This is a genomic window from Leptospiraceae bacterium, from assembly GCA_024233835.1.
Lineage (GTDB): Bacteria > Spirochaetota > Leptospiria > Leptospirales > Leptospiraceae > JACKPC01.
The window spans coordinates 1,061,356-1,078,010 of the sequence record JACKPC010000001.1; the positions used below are offsets into that span (position 1 = coordinate 1,061,356).

The 16,655-nt window shown below is 37.1% G+C and carries 16 protein-coding genes; 11 read left to right on the forward strand and 5 right to left on the reverse strand.

From position 1 onward, the window contains the following. Nucleotides 1-6: 6 nt before the first annotated feature. From H7A25_04910 to H7A25_04940, 7 genes are all read left to right on the forward strand, one after another. A complete protein-coding gene (locus H7A25_04910) occupies nt 7-3,180 on the forward strand; it encodes a leucine-rich repeat domain-containing protein (protein ID MCP5499218.1) in 3,174 nt (1,057 codons plus the stop codon). 25 nt (nt 3,181-3,205) lie between these two features. Beyond that, nucleotides 3,206-3,760, forward strand: a complete 555-nt coding sequence (locus tag H7A25_04915) for a Uma2 family endonuclease (GenBank protein ID MCP5499219.1) — start codon at nt 3,206-3,208, stop codon at nt 3,758-3,760. Between the two features lie 27 nt (nt 3,761-3,787). After that, nucleotides 3,788-4,129, forward strand: coding sequence for a nucleotidyltransferase domain-containing protein (locus tag H7A25_04920; GenBank protein MCP5499220.1), 342 nt, complete (start codon nt 3,788-3,790; stop codon nt 4,127-4,129). 101 nt (nt 4,130-4,230) lie between these two features. Then, entirely contained in the window at nt 4,231-4,626 is a 396-nt protein-coding gene (locus H7A25_04925; protein ID MCP5499221.1) for a hypothetical protein, read from the forward strand. A 100-nt stretch (nt 4,627-4,726) separates the two neighbouring features. Beyond that, nucleotides 4,727-5,062 carry a XisI protein gene (locus tag H7A25_04930; protein ID MCP5499222.1) on the forward strand — a complete coding sequence of 112 codons (336 nt, stop codon included), beginning with the start codon at nt 4,727-4,729 and terminating at the stop codon, nt 5,060-5,062. 71 nt (nt 5,063-5,133) lie between these two features. Beyond that, a complete protein-coding gene (locus H7A25_04935) occupies nt 5,134-5,403 on the forward strand; it encodes a DUF433 domain-containing protein (protein MCP5499223.1) in 270 nt (89 codons plus the stop codon). Then, nucleotides 5,387-5,710 carry a hypothetical protein gene (locus H7A25_04940; protein MCP5499224.1) on the forward strand — a complete coding sequence of 108 codons (324 nt, stop codon included), beginning with the start codon at nt 5,387-5,389 and terminating at the stop codon, nt 5,708-5,710. The genes H7A25_04935 and H7A25_04940 overlap by 17 nt, the downstream gene beginning before the upstream one ends. A 355-nt stretch (nt 5,711-6,065) precedes the next feature. Here the strand turns inward: H7A25_04940 and H7A25_04945 are convergent, their stop codons facing one another. Together H7A25_04945 and H7A25_04950 are read right to left on the reverse strand one after the other, a co-directional pair. Then, the gene (locus H7A25_04945; protein MCP5499225.1) at nt 6,066-8,597 is read right to left on the reverse strand and encodes an FtsX-like permease family protein; all 2,532 of its coding nucleotides are present in this window, start codon (nt 8,595-8,597) and stop codon (nt 6,066-6,068) included. 2 nt (nt 8,598-8,599) lie between these two features. Continuing rightward, nucleotides 8,600-9,274, reverse strand: coding sequence for an ABC transporter ATP-binding protein (locus H7A25_04950; protein ID MCP5499226.1), 675 nt, complete (start codon nt 9,272-9,274; stop codon nt 8,600-8,602). Between the two features lie 115 nt (nt 9,275-9,389). On the opposite strand from H7A25_04950, the gene H7A25_04955 reads away from it, so the two are divergent. Genes H7A25_04955 through H7A25_04965 form a run of 3 tightly spaced genes read left to right on the forward strand, consistent with a single transcriptional unit; the run spans nt 9,390 to nt 11,805 of the window. Further along, nucleotides 9,390-10,850, forward strand: coding sequence for a hypothetical protein (locus H7A25_04955; protein MCP5499227.1), 1,461 nt, complete (start codon nt 9,390-9,392; stop codon nt 10,848-10,850). Between the two features lie 57 nt (nt 10,851-10,907). Further along, nucleotides 10,908-11,276, forward strand: coding sequence for a response regulator (locus H7A25_04960; protein ID MCP5499228.1), 369 nt, complete (start codon nt 10,908-10,910; stop codon nt 11,274-11,276). Between the two features lie 49 nt (nt 11,277-11,325). Then, nucleotides 11,326-11,805, forward strand: a complete 480-nt coding sequence (locus H7A25_04965) for a GNAT family N-acetyltransferase (GenBank protein MCP5499229.1) — start codon at nt 11,326-11,328, stop codon at nt 11,803-11,805. 22 nt (nt 11,806-11,827) lie between these two features. On the opposite strand, the gene H7A25_04970 is transcribed toward H7A25_04965, so the two are convergent. The 3 genes from H7A25_04970 to H7A25_04980 are packed head-to-tail and all read right to left on the reverse strand — an operon-like array spanning nt 11,828 to nt 15,695. Continuing rightward, on the reverse strand, nt 11,828-12,181 hold the full coding sequence (locus H7A25_04970; protein MCP5499230.1) for a hypothetical protein: 354 nt from the start codon (nt 12,179-12,181) through the stop codon (nt 11,828-11,830). A gap of 5 nt (nt 12,182-12,186) precedes the next feature. After that, a complete protein-coding gene (locus H7A25_04975; protein ID MCP5499231.1) occupies nt 12,187-14,307 on the reverse strand; it encodes a DNA gyrase subunit B in 2,121 nt (706 codons plus the stop codon). Beyond that, the gene (locus tag H7A25_04980) at nt 14,307-15,695 is read right to left on the reverse strand and encodes a DNA gyrase subunit A (GenBank protein ID MCP5499232.1); all 1,389 of its coding nucleotides are present in this window, start codon (nt 15,693-15,695) and stop codon (nt 14,307-14,309) included. Before H7A25_04980 ends, H7A25_04975 begins: the two co-directional genes overlap by 1 nt. 101 nt (nt 15,696-15,796) lie before the next feature. Between H7A25_04980 and H7A25_04985 the strand changes: the two genes are divergently transcribed. Further along, entirely contained in the window at nt 15,797-16,651 is an 855-nt protein-coding gene (locus H7A25_04985) for a hypothetical protein (protein MCP5499233.1), read from the forward strand. Nucleotides 16,652-16,655 lie beyond the last annotated feature (4 nt).

The window sequence follows — 16,655 nt, forward strand, 5'->3', positions numbered from 1 at the left end:
AAAACCATGGTGAAAACACCACAGCACATACTGGAAAAAATAGAGGAAGTGAGGGAGAAAAAACTCACCGAACTTAATTTAAGGGGAGAGGAACTCACAGAAGTCCCACCGGAGGTCTTTGAACTGGATTGGCTGGAAATACTGGATTTATCAAATAACCAGATCAAAGTCATACCGGAAGATATTAGAAAGCTGAAAAACTTGAAGATATGGAATATTATTGATAATCCAATCGAAGAAATATGCAGCCATCCCGGTCTTATTTTAAATATTTCGATGTATCTAAAACTGAAATCACAAATTGAACCAAAGCATGTCTGGGGAATTGGAGAAGAAAACTTTGAAGGTACTGAAATCCCCGAAGAAATCCGAGAGTTAAGAGAGTTAGAAATGCTCGGTATAGGTTCAGGAAAGAACTTAAGCGAATTCCCGGAATTTTTATGTGAGTTAAAAGAACTCAAATTTTTAATGCTAAGTGAAACGAAAATAGATTCTCTACCGGAGTCTATAGGGAAATTAGATAAGCTTCTTACCTTGGAAATTACAAACAGTCAAGTCAAATCGATTCCAGATTCCATTGGTGAATTAGTAAATTTAGGAGGAGCGAATTTAACAGAAGAAGAACGTAAGAGTCTTCCAGAAGAATTATTAGAAGCAATGGGTTTGAGTTTTAAAGGAAACCAAATTTCAGAACTTCCTGAATCAATAGCTAAACTCACCAACCTGACTACGCTTAATTTGGGTGGCAACCAGCTAACAGAAGTGCCAGAGTGGATTAGTCAACTCACTAACCTGACTTCGCTTTATTTGAGGAGTAACCAGCTAACCGAAGTGCCGGAGTTTATAGGTAAACTCACCAACCTGACTTCGCTTTATTTGAGTAATAACCAGCTATCAGAAATCCCGGAGAGTATAGGTCAACTCACCAACCTGACTGAGCTTTATTTGGGTGGCAACCAGCTAAGGGAAATCCCGGAGGTTATCAGTAAGCTTACAAATCTGACAACGCTTTATTTGTCGGACAACCAGCTAAAGGAAATCCCGGAGGTTATCAGCAGGCTCACAAACCTGACTTCGCTTCATTTGGGGAGTAATCAGCTAACCGAAGTGCCGGAGAGTATAAAAGGTTTAAATCTTAATAAATTAGAATTATCTAAAAATAAGATAAAGCATTTGCCGAGAGTTTTCATGAATATGCCTCTGGAGCTTTACTATACAGAAGATTTCTGGGGAATAGATAAAGGCATAAACCTTTATGGCAATCCTCTTATTAACCCCATGCCGGAAATCATCATGCAGGGCAGGGAAGCTCTGGTGGAATACTTTGAAGCCAGAGAACGCGGGGAAGTTCTTCCTCTCAACGAAGCCAAGTTGATTATCGTTGGTGATGGGGCTGCCGGGAAAACTTCTCTGGTTAAGAGGATTTTGGGACAGGGCTTCGACAAAGACGAATCCCAGACCCAGGGAATTAATATCAGTGACTGGCAATTGGATGTAGAAGATGAACTGGTGCGGCTTCATATCTGGGACTTCGGCGGTCAGGAAATCATGCACGCTACCCACCAGTTTTTTCTTTCCGACCGTTGCATTTATCTTGTTGTTTTGGATAACCGCAAGGACGAAAAAGCCGAATACTGGCTCAAGCAGATTGATACCAACAGCAGCAAGTCACCGGTGTTTATTGCCCTGAACAAGATAGACGAGAACCCGGATATAGATGCTGACCGCAAGAAGCTTAAAGAAAAGTATAAAAACATCCGGGGCTTTTTCCCAACCTCCTGCAAAACCAACACCGGTATCAGGGAGCTTGCCGATGCCATCCAGCAGGAACTGGAAGATACCGAAATACTTCATACCTTCTGGCCAAAATCGTGGTTCCAGGTAAAACAGGCTTTGAACGAAAGCACAAGAGACTATATCTCCGATGAAACCTACCGCGAGATCTGTGAAAAGGAAGGTATTAACTGGGAATCGGGTCAAAGGGTTCTGTTAAATTTTCTCCATGACCTCGGAGTCTTTCTCCACTTTGATTCCATAAGCCTCACCGACACTCATGTTATCAATCCCCGCTGGATTACGGATGCAGTATATACAATCATTACTTCTAAAAAAGCAAATGATTGTGAAGGCAAGTTGAATACAGCACTTCTACAGGAAATCCTGGACTCGAAGCGTTATCCGAAAAGTAAGCATAGATATATCCTTGATCTGATGAAAGAGTTTGAACTCTGTTATTATATCAGTAATGATGCAATCCTCATTCCCGGACTATTACCCGAAGCGGAACCCGAGTTTGAATTTGATAAAGAAGGCAGCCTGCGTTTTGTCTTTGATTATAAAGAACACCTGCCACCGACCATCATACCCCGTTTTATGGTAAAAAGCCATAAGGATACGAAAATCTCCTGGCGCTCCGGTGTTGTCTTAGAATATGAAGAGTATAAAACCAGAGCTTTAGTTCGCTTTGATCGCTATGATAAGAAAGGCTATGTCTATGTAAATGGAGAAAGAAAACGTGAGTATTTCTCTACAATCTGGAAAACTTTCAGTGAAATCCATAAGTCTTTTGAGAACCTCGACTATGATGAGTTAATTCCTTTACCCGGACACGAGGGGCATTATGTGGGGTATGAGAATTTAATCGGACATGAGATGGAGAGAATATCTGAATATTTTGATGGAGAATTAAGAAAGAAATTCTCAGTAAGAGAACTCCTCGATGGCATAGAAGACCAGAAAGACCGCATCGAGAAGAACCCGGAACTCAAAGAAAAGTATATGGGCAAAGAAGGGAAAATCTTTGGTGGGAATACCTATATAAATAATATACACATAGATAATAAGGGAAATATGGCTGCTGTCAACCTTGCCGGAACTCAGAAAGTTGCCGGAGATGTAAGTTCTACGATTCAAACTAAAGAGGAACTATCAGCCCTTCTTCGAGAATTTAAGGAATTACTGGAGAAAGAAGAACTGGATGAAGATGACCTCGAAGATTCCCTCTCCAATGTAGATAACCTGAAAAGAGCATTAAAAGACCCGGAAGGAAAAGGTCGCAAAGCTAAAAGAGAGCTACAATCACTCGAAGATATTATCTCTGATTTACCCGAAAATTCTGAGCTGACAAAAAAGAAAGGTAAGCTTATATCTGGTATAAAGAAATATTTTGGATTGGGATAGAATGATGCTAACAGGAGAAATCAATATGAATAAGAAACTCGACCCTGAACTGCTTCAAGATGCAGCAGAACAGCTTTATTTGATACCTGTAGACTTATATCATCAGATGCTGGAACTCGACCCGGGTCTGGAAAAGACTGAGCTTTTTGAAGGAGTGATACTAAGAAAAATGACAAAGAGTACTGAGCACAATTTTTACACAAACCTTCTTTATGAATTACTGAGAGAGCTCAAACCTTCCGGAACTTTCATCCAAACAGAAAAAACAATACAGTTAGAACGTTCAGAATTAGAACCGGATATATCCATAGTAGAAGGAAGTATGTGGGATTTTATAAAAAGACATCCAAGAAAAGCTCTCCTGATTGTCGAAGTATCTAAAACTTCCCTTGCCTATGACAGGCAAAAACTTCCTCTCTATGCTGAAGCAGGAGTAGAAGAATACTGGATAGTTGATGTAAATACAAAGGTATTGGAAATCTATAAACAGCCTAGAGAGAAGATGTATATGATACAAAAAAGCTTCACCTTTCAGGATGAAATTCCCGTTTTTGGTAAAACTATTAAACTTTCTAAATGAAGGAAATAAAGGACGGAGAAGATAGATATGGTAACGCTTCAGGAAGAAATTACAAATACGAACTCAGAACTTGAAAAGCTGCTTCCTATAGCAAAAATAATACGAAAGCAATACTTCAAAACTTTACTCTTCCTTTTTGGTTCAAGGGCACGAGGGGATTTCCATTCTGATTCAGATTATGATCTTCTTGTCATCCATTCCTATAGGCAAGATGCACCTGAAAAGATACAGGAAATAATCTGGGAATATGGGTTTGAAAATGACTTGTTTATTACACCCATAATACTATCCACCAAAGAACTGAATTTTCAAAAATATAAAACTACTCCTATATATAAAAATGTTATGCGCGAAGGAATAAAATTTTAATGCAAGAATCAAATCAAATTCTCAAACAAGCGAAAGAGTTTCACAAGTTAGTATTATCACATTTTATAGAAAAATATAGCTTATTTATCAAGGAATAGAATATGTCAGAAGAAAAATCACAAAACTTTACTGTATCCAACAGTGGAAATATGACTGGAGTAAATATAGGTTCCGGTTCTCAAACTATCAGCGGGAATGTGTCAAGCATTTTGAATGAAATCAAGGAGCCGGAAAAATCGGATATTAAAACGGCACTTGAAGAACTAAAAGGTTCTATAGAGAAAGAAAAAGAATTAGATGATACTAGTAAGACTGACGCACTGGAATATCTGAAAACGATTGCTGAAGCCTTAAAAGCCAGTGAAGCAAACAAAAGCACGGTTAAGATGGCGGTCAATGCCTTGAAAGGTATTCTGGTAGCACTACCGGCTGCTGCTGAACTTGCTATTCTGGCTCAGGCTACTATTCCAAAGATAATGCAGCATTTCGGTTTATGATTTTTACCTATCCCCAGAATCCCTTTCCTTAACCCACGACTTGAGCTGTGGGTTAAGGGGGTAGAGTAGAAGAGCCTATATACCTTAAAAAAGTAGAACAATGGATAAGATAAAAAAATATAGTGAAGCCATCATAAAACTGATTCGGGACTATGGCAAATTCTCTCCGGTAAATAGACCGGATACAGAAACTCAAGTAATTATAGATGCAATTAATCACCATTATCTAATTTACCTTGTTGGTTGGAAAGATGAGGATACCAGAATTCATGATTGCTATTTACATATCGACATTAAAGAGGATGGAAAAATCTGGATTCAGTATAACGGCTTTGATAGAGATATGGAAGAAGAATTTGAAGAATTAGGAATTGATAATAATGATGTTGTTTTAGGATTTTATTCTGAATCTTATAGAGAAATGCTTACATTATAATTATAAAAAGAGAAAGAATAAAGGTAGACGAATCTGTAAGAATAAGAAATATTTTGAATAGGAGTAGGGAAATGGAAAAAATAAGCAATAAAGAAGATTTTATCGAGTATTATAAACAAGTAGTAACTATCGATCCCGAAACAATGAGCGGAACCCCGGTTTTTCCCAACAGCCGTGTGCCGATTCAAGCTTTATTTGATTACCTTGAAACAGAGTCTGCCTTAAAGGAATTCAGGGAAGATTTTCCGGGGGTGTCAAAAGAGAAAATTTTGGAGGTCTTGAATCTGTCATCCTACCTGATACATCATGCTGAGGAATTGCTTAATGAAAATCCTTCTTGATGAAAATATTCCTCGAAAGCTTAAAAGCTTATTCAATGAATTTCAAGTAGAAACTCCCTTAAGTCTGGGTTGGGATGGTAAAAAAGATGGAGAACTACTGGGTATGATGGTCTTAAATGGCTTTGATGTTTTTATTACAATGGATAAAAGTTTAAGACATCAGCAAAATCTGTCCAAGTTTCCGCTTATGATATTCTTAATTAAAGCTGTAAATAATCACTATGAAACAGTAAAACCTCATATATTAGAAATCATAAGAATATTACAGTCTCAGAATTGGGAAGTGAAATTGATTGAAATTGGCTAAGAAGATTTTATTCCTGATTTAGAGGCAAAAGGCATTAGTAAGCAGGATGTTGTTCTCGGTTTTTCTCTAAAATGAAGAAATATAGTTATGAAAAAATACTTTGGCATAGGGGACTGAAATGGCAATAGAAAACTTAGAAATCATGGATCCATATAATCAACCTATTGATATCGATCCGGAAACACTTCAAATTCTCGAAGAACGGATTTACCCTGTATCGGTTGAGCGATGACGTAAGTTTGAGTCGAAGCAAGGCGAATGATAAGATGAGGATAGGTAAATGTTGGAGAAAAATATTTACCTATCCCCCAACCCCTTGGGGGGAGTAAATAGGGAGTAAGAGGATGTGGGGCATTCAGGTATATATTTTCTTTGTTCTCTTTCGGAGTAATGTCTCCATCTCAATGAAATAAAGTAGAAAAAGAAATGCCTGTATTAGAATAAATTGATAAAGCAGGGGTTTCAGGGGATAATGAGCGGAAAGGTTTAAAAGTTCGGTTGAAAGAAAGTAATTGGATATTGAGGCCAGAAAAAGCCCGCTGAGAAAAGAAAAAAGTCCCAGGAGTAAACCTTCCGAAAGATACATTTGCCGAATAAAATCTGCCGGGGCACCTATTAATCGCAGGAGTTTAATTTCTTCTTCTCTTGTTTTACGGTTGGAATAAATAGCCGTATATAACAGTAAAAACGAAGAAACGATTATAAATAAAGTCATAAGCCGTATTACATCTGTAACTTTTTCGAGAATCCCCAAAAAACTTTTTACACTTTTCTCTATATCAATTGCGGTTATATTCGGTGCAAGCTTTACCAGTTCTTTCTGAAATTTATAGCGAAGTTCCACTTCCGAAATTAAGAAGGAACTAATATAAAAAGCAGGAGCTTTTTGTAATATTCCCGGAGAAAAAAGAACAACAAAATTTGGTTTCATATCAGACCAGTTTACAGAGCGTAAATTACTGATACGGCCTTCAATAAGTTTTCCCTGTACATTGAATTGCAAACTGTCTCCTATTTTAACACCCAGACTTTTGGCAAAATCCTTTTCTACAGAAATCTCTTCTCCTCTTCCTTCCCAAAATTTTCCTTCTTCAAGACTTTCCGTATCATACAAGCTCTCCCGATAAGACAAAAAATACTCTCTTGTTTTTGCAGTGGATTTCCAATCTCTCTTTAAGGCACTTTTTTCGGTCTTTGTCTTTTCTATAGGCTCTCCGTTAATAGAATACAGCCTGGCCCCTATCATCGGTGCCATGAGAACATTTTCAGCTTTGTATTGCTTTAAAAGCCCTGAGAAAAAGTCTTTTTGCTCCTTCTTTATATCCAGTACAAAAACATTGGGGCGTTTTTCTAAGGCTTCTTCTCCTCCTCCGCCGAGGCGTATAAGTGCATCTTTAAGAAATATAGAAAGTATTAATATACTCAGGGCAGAACCGATACCTACCACCGGTAAATTAAGATGATTTTTACCGGTATAGAGTTTTTTTAAAGTCAGGCGAAAGGGTCTGGTGAAAAATTGCAAGCTTAAGACAAAGCGAGAGGAAAATCGAAGTAAGAGGTAGGATAAAAAAACCATTACAGGAATTAAAACAAGACTAATACTTAAGGCAAAACTCTTTTTTAAATCTTCTGTTTCAAGATAAGATAATAAGAAAAATATGGTATATAATAGGATTAACTGTAAGGATTTTTTAGACAAACTTTTCACTTCCTTGCCCGGATTTTCATCTTCGAGTTTACGAATGGCAAGAAGGGGACTTAAACGATTCAGGTTCAGAATCGATTCAAGGGCAACAAAGAGGGGTAACAAAATCCCGGTAAAGACTCCTTTCAAAAAGGCGGTAAGAGGGATAGAAGGCTTTATCTTCAGTAAAAATTCAGAACCCGCCAAATCGGGAATCCAGAATTGGAAATAGTAGGCTGTTAAAATTCCGAAGGATACACCTACAGTCGATAAAATGAGTAATTCACTGATAAAGTGACTTAAGAGGAAAGCTGAGTCAGCTCCTATACATTTCAATACCGCAATTTCCTTCAGGTGTAATTCCAGTCGGGACTTACAGGAAATATAGATAGCAATAGCTCCCAAAAAAAATGCAGCCATAGCCAGAAGACTTAAATAATCAAGTGTATTGTTTATGAACTTCTGACTTCCGGAACCGGCTTCCGTATTATGATAAAGAGTTAAATTGTGTTCTATAAATTTTTCAAAATTTTTCTCTTTAAACTTCATGCTATCAATAGAAGGAGGAAGTTTTACTAAAAGATTATATTGTATCCGGGAACCTCTTACACTTAAACCCGTTTTGGGTAAGGAGGAATCAAGGATGATAGAGCCCGGAGCCATTCCCATAAATGAACCGGAAAGCCCCGGTTCTCTCAGGATGAAACCTTTTAAGAAAAAGTAATGACTACCTAACTGAATTTTATCTCCTAATTCCAGTTTCAGGTTTTTGGCAAGATTTTCATCAAGGAGAATTTCATCTTCACCAAGCTCCACATAAGCATTCTGAGGTCGGGTTACAATTGAACCATAAAAAGGAAATTTCTTCTCTATTGCTCTTACCATACTGAGGGCCGTATCCTCTGTTTTTTCATTATATAGCATAGAAGAAAAATTTACAAGCATTGCCAATTCAGTTCCCGAAGGGATTATATCTTGAACAAGTTTTTGTTCTTTTTCTTCAAACTTTCTGGAAGATTGAATCGTAAGATCAGCACCCATAAGAACTTTCGCTTCTGTGAAGATGGCATTTTTTAAGTTTACCTTATAGGAGCTTACGCCGCTTATCGCACCGACACCCATGGCAATCGAAATAATAATTTGTAGGGAATACAGTTTTCTGGATAGGATTTCACGAAAAAGATACTTCCAAAAAAAATTCATTCTCATTTACTTTCCTCTAAAACCCCATCCTGCATGGTATATACCCTATCAGCTAATTCAGCTACTTTCGGGTCATGGGTAACAATAATCAGAGTAGACAAATGATTCTTGTGAAGTTCCTGTAGTAGATCCATTACATTCTTTGCGTTTTTTGAATCCAGATTCCCGGTTGGTTCATCTGCAAATAAGAGGGAAGGTTGATTGACAAAAGCACGAGCAATAGCGATTCGTTGTTCTTCTCCTCCGGAAAGTTGAGTCGGGAAATGTTCGGCCCGGTGTTCCATAGATACCTTATGTAACATTTCGTTTGCTTTATTCAGGGCTTCCTTTTCTGAAACTTTTTTCTGGATATATAAGGGAAGGCTAACATTTTCAAGAGCCGTGAGGGTTTTAATTAATTGAAAGTTTTGAAAAATAAAGCCAATTTTCTCTGATCGCAATTTGCATAGAAATTCTTCACTCTTTCCACTGATAGGAATAGCATTTAATAATATTTCTCCGCTATCAATCGTGTCGAGACCCGCGGCCACTCCCAAAAGAGTGGTTTTACCGGAACCGGAAGGTCCCATGATGGCAATGAAGGAGCCTTTCTCTACTTTCAGGTTAATATTTTTTAAAACGTGCAGACGGGAATCTCCACTTGTATAGTATTTATTTATTTCTTTTAATTCCAGCAATGCCTGACCCCCAGGTTCATATTGTAAGAGGCGCCAAAAGCTGAAAGAAAAAAACTAAAATAATTAAACAATCTTTCCTGTTGACATTTTCTATTGCTGTAGCATTATCATGAGAATGGAAAGAATCACGCAGGAAAGCAAAGATAAAAATACTGTTTTGGAAATGGATCTGATTCGGAATAGACTTATAGACAATTCCCTTATTGCCTTTTCTTTTCTGGCTCTTTTTTCTACCCTTTTTACAGTGTTCAGAACTTATTATACCGGTGGATTCAACTGGGTATTTTTCCTGCAAACTTCCCTGGCTTTCTTTTTTATAAGCATGACTCTTTTTCGTAAAAGGGTATCCATAAACTTTAAAGTATTATTTCTTTTCCTGGCTATCTTTATGATTCAAATTTCGGGAATCTATCAATATGGTTTTTTAGCCTCCAGTAAAATATATACTCTTCTAATACCGATATACGCTGTTTTTATATTTAGCAATCGAACAGCAGTATTTTTTTTGAGTATATCCATATTTTATTTGATTATAATGGCTTATTTGCATACATCAGGAATTTTGCAGGTTACTTTTGACGCAAATATCTATATTAGAAAAATGTTTTCATGGGCGGTGGATTATGTTGCTCTCAGCATAGCTGTTGTTGCGATTTATATAATTAGTAAAACTTATAGAGATTCTATGTTGCACAACATTAGTATACAAAATGACAAGAATATAGAATTAGAGTTATATAAGAAACATCTTGAAGATTTGGTGCAGCAAAGAACGGAAGAACTCAACTTAAATCATCAAAAAGTATTACAACAAAAAGAAGAATTAGAAGAGACCCTTCAGCAATTACAGGAAACACAAAACAAGTTGATCGAATCAGAAAAAATGGCCTCTCTCGGTATTTTAACGTCCGGATTGGCTCATGAAATGAATAATCCTCTTAACTTTATAAAAGCGGGTATTTACAGCCTGGAAAATATAACAAAAGAAATTACAGGTTCCGAGGAATTTAAAGACTTACAGAATAAAATATTAGAAAATATGAATACGGGTGTACAGAGAGTAACGGATATTGTAAAAGGTTTAAATTTTTTCAATGTGCATACCGAAACCCGAAAAGATGAATGTGAAGTAAACCAAATGATTAATCACTCTCTTATTATTTTACAACATGAAATAATAAAAAGAAAAATCACCTTGCATAAACATTATTATCCCGAAAATATCGAAATTTTCATTTCCGAGAGTAAGCTACACCAGGTAATTTTTAATGTTTTATTAAATTCTATACAGGCCATTCAAGGAGATGGAGGTAAGATTACCATTCATACTGAACTTAATAATAAAATGATAAAAATTAGAATAATAGATAACGGAATAGGAATAAAAGAAGAGGACCTCAAACGAATTTTCGATCCTTTTTTCACAACAAAACCGACGGGACTGGGCAAGGGTTTAGGTCTGTCTATTGTTTATGGAATATTAAAAGAATATAATGGAACGATTCAATATTCCTCAATTCCGGGCCAGGGAACAGAAGCTATTATAGAACTTCCGAGCAATAAAATAGAGAACTAAAATTATGCTTGCCATTCCAAAGAAAAAAGATACAAGGAAATAGTAAGGGATTATCCGATGAAAAAGCACTTAAGCATTTTATATGTAGATGATGAATATATAAACCTCGAATTATTCAGTATGTGTTTCAAAGGGATTTTTTACGTAGAAAAAGCTATTTCCGGAGAGGACGCTCTTAAACTCCTGAAGGAAGTTAGCATATACGATATAATTATCAGTGATATGAATATGCCTGAGATGGACGGTTTACAGTTTATCAAAGAAGCCCTGCAAGTCTGTGGAAATATTCCCTGCTTTATCTTATCCGGCTATAACCTGAATGAGGAAATAAAGAAAGCAGTGAATGAAGGTATCGTAAAAGAGTTTATCCAAAAACCCTTTGATAAGGAAAATCTTATATCCCTGGTCGAAAAATGGGTTCAGTAAGGGTTCTTTTTTTCTCATCCATCATTTATTGTATGACGAAAACTAGAATATGGAAGAAATTATTCACATTGGTGATGCAGAAAAAATTGAGTCTCTGGAACTTTTAAATCACTTTACCCGCACGATTAATCAACTGGCTTCGGGTGCAGATCCCATCTTTCAAGTAAGAAAGCGTTTCCCGGTAAAAATATTCGAAATCTATCGTAAGTTACAGGGCACAGATAAGGTCTTATTCATAGGCAAAAAGGTAGAGAAGGAACTTGTCGCGATAATGCTTTCAAGAGTTGAAGAAAAGCCCTTCTTAAAAGAAGAAAAAATCTTGTATATTGATATTGCAGTAACAAAGAAAGGAAAGGAGAACAAAGGTTATATGAGTTCTTTATTGCAGTTCACTGAAAATTGGGCGAAAGAAAATGGATTCCCTGTAATAGAACTCCGTGTTATCAGTCCAAACCTACAGGCTTTACAGTTCTGGGAAAGAAAAGGATACCGTGAATTTTATCGAAGATTCAGAAAAACAGAGTTTTAGATAAATAATATATATAAAATTACTATTTTAGCTTTTTAAGCTCTTCTGTAATTTTTTCTAATTGTAAAAGGTAGAGTTTGAGTTCTTTTAGAATTTCACTTTTTGAACGAATTTCTCCTGTTTTCTCTTTTTCCTCTTCAATTATTTGGGTAGATTTTTCAGATTTTTTCGGTCTGTCTAATTCCTGTGCGGATTCTTCCTTTAAAGCTTTTAGTTCTTTACGTAGAGTCTGAATTCTTCGTAAAAGTTCCTTTTCTTCTTTCTCTAACTTTTCTTCAAAGGTCTTATATTTCGATTCTAAAACTTCTTTTGAATCTGCATATAAAACCACAAAAGAACAAAAGCTAATGAAGCATAATAAAAGGAACCGTTTCATTTGACCTAGTCTTCTATTACCGACATCGCATATTCGGAAATAGCTTCCCTTCTTTGCTCCGCATAACCCTTATGAAACCATAAAAGCTGGATTTCCTGGGCTGCTTTTTTATCATTTAAAAGAATTTTCGTCATGCACTTGTCTACAGCAAAACGCATGGCTTCCTTGCCGGTTTCTCCGAGACCTTTATTACGTTTTTTTCTGGCCATTTCTCCCTTTTCTTTTTCCACTCGCTTCATAAGAATATCATAATCTTTATCATCGATACAGAAAAAAGTTTCTTTCTTACCATTTTTCCATTTTATATCTACTTCATACAGAGGAGCAGAAGAAACGTGTATCACACCTAATTCAAATAATTCCGGCCAGTATTCAAAAAAGAAAGATAGCATCAGGGAACGTATGGCGTAACCATCAAAGTCCGCATCTGTGATAATGCTGATTCTTTCATAGTTTAATTCATCTATGCTCGAAACATGGCCGTTAATGGGAAGGCCTATAATCGCCACAATATTCTTCAGCTCTTCGTTAGCCAGCGCCTTGGCAAGACTCATTCCCTTGCAATTCATCGGTTTTCCCCTTAAAGGGAATAGACCGTGAATCTTAGGATTCCTTGCCGGACGAAGACCGGCTATCGCCGAATCTCCCTCGGCAATGAAAAGAGTTCTTCCGGGTTCATTCGGTTTACCCGTCGGAGGCATAAGCTTGGCTATATTCATCTTGGAAGCCTTACGTACCCCTTTTTGTGCTTCTTCCATTTCTTTCATCCGGGTACGTCTTTCCATCTGGCCTTTAACTTCATCTAAAAGATTTGTCTTCTTTAAAAGCTTATCAAGATTTTTGTCTACCGCTTTACGAATTTCTTCATTCAGATCATTAATGAGATAGGATTTGTCCTGAGATTTGAAGCGAGGGTTCAGGATTCGCAGGTTTACATACATGTGGAAACAGTTTCTTACATCGTTTCTCGTACAGGCGGTTTTTAGTTTCTTCTCTAACTGTACAATCTGATTTTTCTTTCTCACTTCATCGCAGAGACGGTTTTCAAGATACTCAATAGCAGAGCCACCCAGTACAGCAAAGTTTGTATTTACCCAGGTAAGGGTTTTATTTTGTCCCATTACCACATAGGTTTCAAGATGAATCTGGCTTGGTGCTTCCGGATTCTGGTACTCCATCTTGTAGTAACTCAAGTCAGAATTGGCAAAGATTTCATCCATCCCTTTTTTAAATTTAAACTTTTCTGTTTTCTTTTTATGGGAAAAGGTAACTTCAAGTCCAGGATTTGTCATGGCTATATCCTGTAGATACTGCTCTAAAAGTGCAGAATCGAAGGACATATCGAGCTTGTTAAAGAATTTACTATCTAACTCAAATTCAACTTCCGTTCCGTGTTTTTTGGGATCGGCATCCTGTATGATTTCTATATGATTATGTTTTTTTAAAAGAGGATTTAGTTTTTCAATCTCTTCCTCTTTCATAAGGTTACAACTTTTAAAGGTTCCGTGTTCGTCGAAGTAGAGGAATATTTTCTCCAGCACATCTCCCTTGTATCCGTAAGAACGGATTTGCTTTTTTACATCTTCGTGTAGAGTGAACACCTTTTTATACAACTGCTTTCCATTTATGGTTTCTACACGAAAGTATGCTGAAACCATGCGCACGAGAGAAATTCCCACCCCATTTTGTCCGGCCACATGATCTTGCTTTACCTGGTCGTCAAAGTTTTCACCGTACATCAGGTGGAGATAAACTCCTTCCGCATTACTTGCCGGAATCCCCCGTCCGTTATCAGCAACAGTAATTCGTTTACAGTTATTAGATAAACTAACACTCAGACGGGACATTTTATCTTTAGGAGGAACCTTCGGGTCCTTAAGATTTTTACGATATTCATCCACCGCGTTCATACAGGCTTCATCGAGACACTTTAGCTTTGCGGGGATTTCATTAATCTCCTTATGCTCAATGCTATATTTTTTATCAGAACTACGTAGAAAATAATGTTGCTCAAAAGTGGACATAGAGTTTTGTCCGAGCCACATCCCTGTTCTCATCCGAACGTGTTCTACATTGGATAGCTTTTTAAAATTCCGACTACTCGCTTCTGCTGTTTTCTTTGTCATTACTTATTCCACTTTTCCTTAAGCTCAACTAATTCTTTCATCATAAAATCGGTTAACTTTGCATCTTCCTTACATAAGGCCATATATTCACTGTACTTAGCTTTTGCTTCTACTATAGCATCCTTACACTTTTCAACCTCTTCCTGTGTCATTCGGTAAACAGGAATTGTAGACAACCACTCGAAATAAACAAACTTGGATTTTTGAAGTTTCTCTTCAAAGTCTTTTTTGGACTTAATTCCTACTACCTTTTCATTCCACCTTTCCTTAATGAAACGAATCAGCTCTGTATTTCTATCGATTTTTTCCTTTTCCAGACCTGCAAGCCTTGTAAAACGACGGATCAAATGTCTCTTCCGAAATTCACAGAACCTAACAATAATTTCTGTAGGACCGTAGTTTTTAAGCTTTCCTTCGTAGGTAATAATATTATAAGCCAGAACCTCTGTATTTACCTTGTTAAAAAGTTCATGAATCTGTTCATCTGTAGGAGGCTCTCCCCTTTTGTACACCAGCTCAACACGAAAACGTTCAGAAGAATGATCTACATATTCTCGGAGCCAATTATCTTTTTTATCTATAAGCTCATCGAGATAATTAATGACTTTCTCACGGTTCCAGTTTTGAGGAGAATCTGTAAGGAACAATGTATCTCCTTCCCACATAAAACCAAAACCGGTAGATAAGATTTCAGCCCCGCTTTCGGAAGTATCGAGAGAAATATAACCATGAAAATCTTTATACCAGGGTTTTATGTTTTTTGGTTTTTTTGTTTTTAGATAGCTAATTTGAGAATCAATGATATCACCGAGGTTATGTCCCGGTATAAAACAGCGAAAACCGGTGGCAATCCCCTGGATATTATTTAAAAGCACAAGGGGAACTTTTCCAACAAAGTGAATGGGTTCCTTGTCCGTTTCATCATAATTGCTTACATAATCGATATCGGGAAGACTCTCAAAAAGCCCTACATCCTTGGCAAAATCTGAAAGTTTTACTTCGGTATAACGAGGAGAGGCAATAGCACTCGGATCCAGAACATCTCCAAAAGTTCCTTCACCATGAACCAGCGGGATATTATTGGCAAAAGTAAAATCCTGTGCCATGGCAGAAAGAGCATCCTGAATCGATTTATCTCCATGAGGGTGGTATCCCATGGCAAGTCCCGCTACTTTAACGGTTTTCGTATGTCGATTTCTCGCATCCGAATTCCACATAGCCCAGAGAATCCGTCTCTGAACCGGTTTTAATCCGTCAATTTCATGGGGGATGGCCCGTGAATCACATACATAGCGGGAATACTTCCTCTGGTCATCATTTACCTGATCCTGGAATGTATTATGCGGGAGCTGCTCTTTTGGCTGGTTATTTGTCTGGGTGTTTTTCATGTTTTTTGGCTTCAATAGTCTACCTATTATGCTTGTCAAGCTCTTTTAGAATTTTACTCTGGAGAACAAACTGTTATTCCAAAAACTGGTATAAAATTCCTATGAAATTTGCACTAATTCCAAAAAAAAGTCAATCTATGCAGAGAGCAAAGGTAACTTTTCTAATTCTTCTGAGCCTTTTTACCAAGTTTTTTTTTGTTAATTGTAAGTCAAGCGAACCCATAGAAAAAAATCAAAAATTCTCTATACCGGAACGCCTGGTATACTATCGGGAATCCTCTATTCCGGATGAAAATGAATTTTTTACACCGGAAAGCAGGAGGTTCACCTGCTTAAAAATCCGGAAACAGAACTCTATTCTCATCGGCGAAGAATTGGAAATCAGTGTGTATGTATACAGGGACAATTTCTTACAAAAGATTCATTCTACGTTTCCGGCTTCCACTTTAAAGAAAGTGAAAATAAGAGAAAATATTAAATCCGGCAGGGTCTATATTCATAAAAAACCACCGGGCTTTGAAATTAATTTTTTTGAATACAGAACCCGTTCTGTCAGTAGTAACGAGCTTCAAGAGGCCATCCGGAAATTTGAAACGTCTGTATTTGAGCCGGTTTTATCCATAGCAGAGGTGATTATTTTTTCAAGACATGGAGAAAATTCCCTCTGGAAAGAAATGGAATACCGTCACGAAGGAGAAGAACGGGAATTATTCTGGAGAAATATTTATAAATCCCCTTCGGTTCCCTTTTCCTTTACCCAGTTTATTCAAATCGGAGAAAAACCCAGATACTATCGGATTGAAGACGAGAAGGAATACCTTTTCCATTCTGTTGCTTTTTCGGATTCCGGCCTGGAAGTGTATAAACAGGGAACCTATGTTGTCTATTACAATCTCAACAAAGGGGAAAAGGGCGGAAAAAAAGGCTACCCTTTAATATTGCTTAAAAAAATGTGACAGT